This window comes from Cecembia lonarensis LW9 (genome assembly GCF_000298295.1).
Taxonomy (GTDB): Bacteria; Bacteroidota; Bacteroidia; order Cytophagales; family Cyclobacteriaceae; genus Cecembia; species Cecembia lonarensis.
On record NZ_AMGM01000140.1, the window covers coordinates 1 to 6,619 of the forward strand.

Below are 6,619 nucleotides of genomic sequence, written 5' to 3' on the forward strand. Positions count from 1 at the left end.
CCGCATGGACAGGTTGCCCCAAGCCAGGTAAGGAGACAATCGGCTACAACCCTTACGGCTCAACTCGGGCTTACTGATATGTTTGTTATAATTTTTAACCCTATCGGAAAAGAAGGAATCCATATATTTCCTACCCACAATTTCTCCTCCTTTTTGCATATTCGGCTGAGCGGTTTTCCATTTTTCAGGAATAGATGTTTGTTCTATCCCCTGTATAAAGGTATTGGAGAGGGTGAAAAATCTGGCTTTTGATAAATCAGGATCACATGTAGCCGCGGACATAAAGGCATACCAATCCTTGGACCAGTTTTTCCGGTCTTTTCTTCTCCGAGTGACCCCTTGCTGTTGAAATTCTTTCCATACAATCCCTTGAGATGCGAAAAAATCTGCCATGGTTCTATCCCTCTCATAGGTGACTTGAATGCCTGTTTCCACATGGGAGAATACCTGTTGCACTTCATAATGCGCTGAAATATGCTGGAAAATGGGCATTACTTCCTGGTAAAAGACATGCACTTTAGCATCAAATTGTGCCAAGTCCTTGTTCATTTCCTCCAAACTTTGCCACACGAAACGCCAATGCCTGTCATCACTTTGAGCCGCCCGCACCAAAGAAGGTTCAAAACAGTAAATGAGGATGATGGGAAGGCCTTCTTTTATGGCAGTAGCCAAGGGCTCATGGTCCCCTAACCTCAAATCCCTTTTGAACCAAACAATATTCACTTTTTGCATCCATTGAAAAACAAAGGAGAAAAGCTAAAGTTTAGGGAATATGAAGAAACTCAAAAATCTAAGTCCAGAGGCGATCGATCGAATCATTGAGATGGCCTGGGAAGACAGGACACCCTTTGATGCGATTACAGCCCAATTTGGACTTTCCGAAAAGGAAGTTATCACCCTGATGCGCAGGGAGATGAAGCCAAGTTCCTTCAGAATGTGGAGAGAAAGGGTGCAGGGGAGAGCCACCAAGCATCAGGCCAAAAGTCCGGAAGATTTGGACAGGTTCAGGTCTAAACTTCAGAGAAATATCAGCTTGAATAAAATTTCCAAAAGGTAAGGTTATCCCAATATTAAGATTTTAGGAAAAAGTTTCCTTTTAATTAAAGGACATTTAATATTCCCTTTGCGTTGGGGCAATCTTGGAGATGTACTTTTGGGAACGTACAGCAAACGAACATTTTTTACTAACCTTGCAAAACTTTTAGGCGTCGATGTGAATCGACGCTTTGCTGTTTTAAGGGGGGTATAGATTTATCATATGTACAATGACGGATAAGAGTAGCCGTCACCCTGAGATTTTAAAATTTTTAATTTACAGACAATAAATTGACAAAAGGTTTCACGCAGCGGGCGCTGCGAAGTCGCCGCGATCGCCGCGAGAAATAGCTATTTGTCATTGGTAGTGAAGCGAAAGCCTGCCCCGATCCTTTCGGGGGGTCTCCCTAAATAGAGGAGATCCCCCGTATTACTACAGGGCAGGCTTTAATCTCTGCAAGCTCTGGTTACCAATGGCACTATGCACGAATCGTCATTCTGAGAATTCAACATTTAGGAAAATGTTCAGAAAAAGAAATGACAGTTATTGAAGCTTCATCCCCCTCCACCACAGATGGATATTTGTGGCAGATTTTTTTTAACCCGGACTATGCATTAGGTTTCGTTATGAAGGGTTTAATTGCAAGAAAATAGCAACGTAGTGTCTGATTTTTGCTATGTATCCTATGTTTCTATGTGGCAAATAAAAAAGGATTTTTGTGAAGAGGAATCAGGGTGACGGATCAAGTGATATCATTTCCTTTCTGTAAATACCAAATTTCAAATTCTCAGAATGACGTGCGCTTTTACATTTGCCAATTATAGGTTCTTAAAAACACCAAGCCTCATTCTGTAATCACTCCTAAAAACCCTTATTTCCAACCCTCAGCACTACCTTTCTTGATTTTCTTGTAAGCTGAAGGCGTCATTCCTGTATGCTTTTTGAATTGTGAAGAAAGGTGTTGCACAGAACTGTAGCCCAATTTCCAGGCCATCTCACTCAGCTGCATTTCCTCATAAAACAACCATTCTTTAACCTTGTCCAATTTCAGTTGAATAAAATACCGTTCTATGGTGATACCCTCGGTGCTGCTAAACAAATGGCTGATGCGCGAGTAATCCTCAGGCACATGTTCCTTGATGAAATCAGTGAGATTGAATCCTTCTGGAATGTCGGCTTGTTGGATAAGCCCAAGGAGCAAACGTTTGACCCCCTCTATCCTTTGCACTTCTTTGCTTTTTAGGATTTCAAAACCCAAGTGGCCGAATGCCTGCTCTAATTGGGAAAGTTGATTTTCATCAATTGGTTGAGAGAAAAACACCTTTCCCAAGACCACTTTTTCAAAAGGAATATCCAATTGCTGCAGAGACTGCTCTACCGCAAGCACACAGCGGGGACATACCATATTTTTGACCTGTACTTCTTTCACAAAATTACCTTCCATTTCCACATTATTTACCCCTCAACCAATCCAAAATCCAATTATCTAAAAGAATATTTTTTCAGATTCTAGAATAATATCTACCAATATCCTGTCCGCCATGGCGGATCCAATATCAATAAATATCTCTTCGAAAACCCTTACGAACATCGCATCTCTTCCTGACAAAGGAACTATGATAAGATCACAATACTTTCTCCATCACAATCCTATAATCCTCAATTCCTCCTTTTTTGATAAGGTCCACTATTTTAAAACCTCTATTGAGGCCAAAGTGGATCATTTTTGAGAAGCGGTTTCGGGTTTTGAAATATACTTTTAGATAACCATGATTCCTGGCCCAACGTTCCTGTTCATCCGCTAATTTGGTCGCAATACCCATTCTCCTGTAACTGTCCAGCACCCCACCCATCCAGGAATAAAAAAATTCAGGAGAATCCCGCTGATAGCCCACCTTAAAGCCAACAGGTTTGTCATCCACTTCTGCAATTAGGATCAGGTGAACGACGTCTTTAAGCCTTTCCTCATAAGTTTTTTCAGAAAATGGCTGAAAGAACTCGGTTACTTTTTTAGAAAGTTCTGCCACTTCTTGGACAGTACCCTGTCTGATTTTTATCTTCTTCATAAGCTGATTTCCATTTTGACATTACAGCGTCCGTATTGGCCACAACCCATTTCTACCTCTCGAAAGCCAAGTTTCTTGTACAAATGAAGTGCTGGCACCAACTTAGAGCTTGAAAACAACACCACTTTTTTGGCTCCTATGGTTTTGGCCTTATCCAGTATGGCCTTTCCTAGAAGAAAGCCTATGCCTCTCCCCTGTCCTTCGGCAGCCACACCCATTTTGATCATTTCAAAGGTTTCTGACTCTTTGGAAGGAATGAGGGCCACAGTACCCAACACTTGATCATTTTCTTTGGCAAAGATGATATGGCCACCTTTATCAAGAATATTTTCTTGTGGGTTTTCCAATTGTGCAATATCAAAGGGCTCCAATGAAAAAAACTGCTCCACCCAAGCTTTGTTGATCCGCTCAAAATGGGGCTGGAGTTCGGGTCGGTAGTCGATTATGGCGATGGTATTCATAGCGATTGAATTCATTCCATGAATATAAGCACAAAAAATAAGTGGGAAAAAGGCATCCCTTTCCTGATGGTAAAATTTGGAATTCACAGAAATGTACGTCACTCTGACGGAGGAAAAGTCTCAAGTTTAAAGAACATAACTACAAGCAAATTTCCAAAAGCTAAATCTCAAGTAAACCCATTCTAAAAAATTCCTTATTTTTGACCTTTGTTTTACACCAACCAAAAATTCAATATGGGATTATTAAGCGGAAAAACGGCTCTGATCACAGGAGCATCTAAAGGAATCGGCAGAGCTATCGCTATCCGATATGCCCAAGAGGGCGCCAATGTAGCATTTACTTACCTTTCCAGTGTAGAAAAAGGTCAGGCTTTGGAAGATGAATTGGCAGCTTTCGGGGTCAAGGCCAGAGGTTATCGTTCTGACGCCTCTGACTTTAAAGCAGCCGAGGAATTGGTCAATGCTGTAGTGGCAGACTTTGGTGCTTTGGATATCCTGATCAACAATGCCGGTATTACCCGTGACAACCTATTGATGCGAATGACGGAAGAAGCATGGGATGAAGTCATTGGAGTCAACCTCAAATCCTGTTTCAATACGGTAAAAGCAGCCACCCGCACCATGATGAAGGCAAAGGCTGGTTCCATCATCAATATCACTTCTGTTGTAGGGATCAAAGGCAATGCCGGACAGGCCAACTATTCCGCTTCCAAATCCGGCATCATCGGCTTTACCAAGTCTGTGGCCCTGGAATTGGGATCCAGAAATATCCGTTGCAATGCCGTAGCACCTGGCTTTATCGAAACTGAAATGACTGCGGTTTTAGACGAGAAAACCGTGCAAGGCTGGAGAGATGCCATCCCAATGAAACGTGGCGGACAACCGGAAGAAGTGGCCAATGCCTGCGTGTTCCTAGGTTCAGATATGAGTTCGTATATCTCAGGTCAAGTGCTTCAGGTGGATGGGGCGATGCTTACTTAAGATAATAGACGCAAGAAGCAAGAAATAAGACTCGTGTAGTCGTAATATAGAGGATTTTTGTTTGAGGAAAATAATGGAGTAAAGAGCCATGAATTTTGCAATTTCAAAAATCTCGAAGGTTTCATAATTCTAAAGACCTTCGAGGTTTCCAAAACCTCAAAGGTCTAAGCATCCCCGCTCATTGATTTTGGGCGGGGTTTTATTTTTTTAAATACAACCTTTTAAAAAAAATTCAGTATATTGTAATGATATCATTTTAATATCATTACAATATGGAGAAATTAACCAAACCCTTATCCGGCTATTTGATGGTATTGGTGGCGATAGCCCTGATACCGGCCATAGTTTTGTCCTTGATGAACCAGGTTATCTGGTTGGGAATAGTACTGATCGTACTGTTTATTTTGATACTTCCGGGATTCTTTACTTTACAACCCAATAAGGCCATGGTATTGATCCTGTTCGGAGCATACAAAGGTACTGTGAAAGCCAATGGTTTCTTTTGGGTGAACCCTTTCATGACCAAGCAGAAGATTTCTCTCAGGGTCAGGAATTTTGAAAACAAACCCCTTAAGGTGAATGACAAAATCGGTAACCCGGTTATGGTAGGCACCATTGTAGTCTGGCAGGTAGAAGACACCTTCAAAGCTACATTTGAGGTAAATGATTATGAGAACTTTGTACACCTACAGACCGACGCTGCGGTAAGAAAAATGGCCGGTAAGTATCCCTATGATGATTTTGAAGCAGAAGATGCTGAAATCACCCTGAGATCCGGAGTAGAAGAAGTCAACCAATCTCTGGAAGAGGAAATCATAGATAGGCTCAAACATGCGGGCATTAAGGTCATAGAAGCCAGAATTTCCCACCTGGCCTATGCTTCCGAAATCGCTTCTGCCATGTTGCAGAGACAGCAGGCCACAGCCATAGTCGCTGCAAGAAGAAAAATCGTGGACGGTGCCGTGGGAATGGTAGAAATGGCATTGGAAGATTTAAAATTAAAAGGTATCATAGACTTTGAGGAAGAGAAAAAAGCAGCCATGGTCAGTAACCTGATGGTAGTGCTGTGTTCTGACAGATCAGCGAGTCCGGTATTGAATGTAGGTACGCTTAATCAGTAAGCATTATGGCAACTTATATCTTCAAAGAAACACAGCGCTTTAATCAGCCATGGGTTTGGGCCATCTTATTGGTGGCCACAGGAATCATATTTTATGGACTGCTTAGCCAACCTATGGAAGACTGGGAAATGGTCATTCCCGTAATGATTATAGGATTGGTTATTCTGCTCTTGGTCAGCATGAAGCTTAAAACACGGGTAGACGAAGTCGCCCTGTCATTCAGTTTCTTCCCTTTAATCAGAAGAAGGTCATATAAATTGGGGGAGATAGAAAAATTGGAGCTCATTGCTTACAACTCCATCTTTAAATTTGGAGGCTGGGGTATCCGCTACAATTTCGACATGTGGGCCTATAATGTAAGGGGAAAACATGGTCTAGTGGTGACTTTAAAAAATAAAAAATTTCTCCTTGGCACCCAAAAGCCCGAAGAAATGCAAAAGGCCATTGACCAGTTTAACCAAATAAAATCAGGAAATCATGGCGGCTAAGAAACCCTTTGCCCTGAGATTGGATGAGGAAATGATGAAGGCTGTGGAAAAATGGGCATCAGATGAGTTTCGCAGTACCAATGGACAGATCGAATGGATCATCCATGAGGCCTTGAAGAAGGCGGGAAGATTGAAGCAGAAAAAATAATGGTACCAGGTACCATGTACTGCAAAGCCCTGAAGGGGTGTAATAACAAAACGATCGTTGGAGGCCATCGGCAACCTGTAACGCAGCTCCCAAGATACCCCGGCCTGAAGGGTCGGGGTAAATCAATGATGGATCATTTGATTAATTTCAACCATCCCCGTGCAGTAACCCTGGGCAAATAACACTTTACAGATTCAATCACTACGTGATTTTCTTATAATAACCATACTTTACTTCCGAAAGCCTAATCCTGACATCTTGGTACATTGTACTTGGTACCTGGTACAGCTGTTTCTTGATCTTGTCTCTTGATTCTTT

9 protein-coding genes are annotated in these 6,619 nt (G+C 42.0%); 5 read left to right on the plus strand and 4 right to left on the minus strand.

Features of this window, described 5'->3' with window-relative positions:
• On the minus strand, nucleotides 1-732 hold a 732-nt coding region (locus B879_RS20070; protein ID WP_040401369.1), incomplete at its 3' end, for a deoxyribodipyrimidine photo-lyase.
• Nucleotides 733-772: 40 nt separating this feature from the next.
• On the opposite strand from B879_RS20070, the gene B879_RS20075 reads away from it, so the two are divergent.
• On the plus strand, nucleotides 773-1,057 hold the full coding sequence (locus B879_RS20075; protein ID WP_009187063.1) for a TIGR03643 family protein: 285 nt from the start codon (nucleotides 773-775) through the stop codon (nucleotides 1,055-1,057).
• Nucleotides 1,058-1,907: 850 nt separating this feature from the next.
• Here B879_RS20075 and B879_RS20080 read toward each other — a convergent pair.
• The 3 genes from B879_RS20080 to B879_RS20090 form a co-directional block, all read right to left on the minus strand.
• On the minus strand, nucleotides 1,908-2,480 hold the full coding sequence (locus tag B879_RS20080) for an AraC family transcriptional regulator (protein WP_009187064.1): 573 nt from the start codon (nucleotides 2,478-2,480) through the stop codon (nucleotides 1,908-1,910).
• Between the two features lie 181 nt (nucleotides 2,481-2,661).
• A complete protein-coding gene (locus B879_RS20085) occupies nucleotides 2,662-3,102 on the minus strand; it encodes a GNAT family N-acetyltransferase (RefSeq protein ID WP_009187065.1) in 441 nt (146 codons plus the stop codon).
• The gene (locus tag B879_RS20090; RefSeq protein WP_009187066.1) at nucleotides 3,099-3,563 is read right to left on the minus strand and encodes a GNAT family N-acetyltransferase; all 465 of its coding nucleotides are present in this window, start codon (nucleotides 3,561-3,563) and stop codon (nucleotides 3,099-3,101) included. Before B879_RS20090 ends, B879_RS20085 begins: the two co-directional genes overlap by 4 nt.
• A 234-nt stretch (nucleotides 3,564-3,797) precedes the next feature.
• On the opposite strand from B879_RS20090, the gene fabG reads away from it, so the two are divergent.
• From fabG to B879_RS22250, 4 genes are all read left to right on the plus strand, one after another.
• Entirely contained in the window at nucleotides 3,798-4,544 is a 747-nt protein-coding gene (fabG, locus tag B879_RS20095; RefSeq protein ID WP_009187067.1) for a 3-oxoacyl-[acyl-carrier-protein] reductase, read from the plus strand.
• A 272-nt stretch (nucleotides 4,545-4,816) separates the two neighbouring features.
• A complete protein-coding gene (locus tag B879_RS20100) occupies nucleotides 4,817-5,665 on the plus strand; it encodes an SPFH domain-containing protein (RefSeq protein ID WP_009187068.1) in 849 nt (282 codons plus the stop codon).
• Nucleotides 5,666-5,670: 5 nt separating this feature from the next.
• A complete protein-coding gene (locus B879_RS20105) occupies nucleotides 5,671-6,153 on the plus strand; it encodes a hypothetical protein (protein ID WP_009187069.1) in 483 nt (160 codons plus the stop codon).
• Nucleotides 6,143-6,301 (plus strand): type II toxin-antitoxin system antitoxin, encoded by a 159-nt coding sequence (locus tag B879_RS22250; protein WP_009187070.1) that lies wholly within the window; start codon nucleotides 6,143-6,145, stop codon nucleotides 6,299-6,301. The genes B879_RS20105 and B879_RS22250 overlap by 11 nt, the downstream gene beginning before the upstream one ends.
• Nucleotides 6,302-6,619 lie beyond the last annotated feature (318 nt).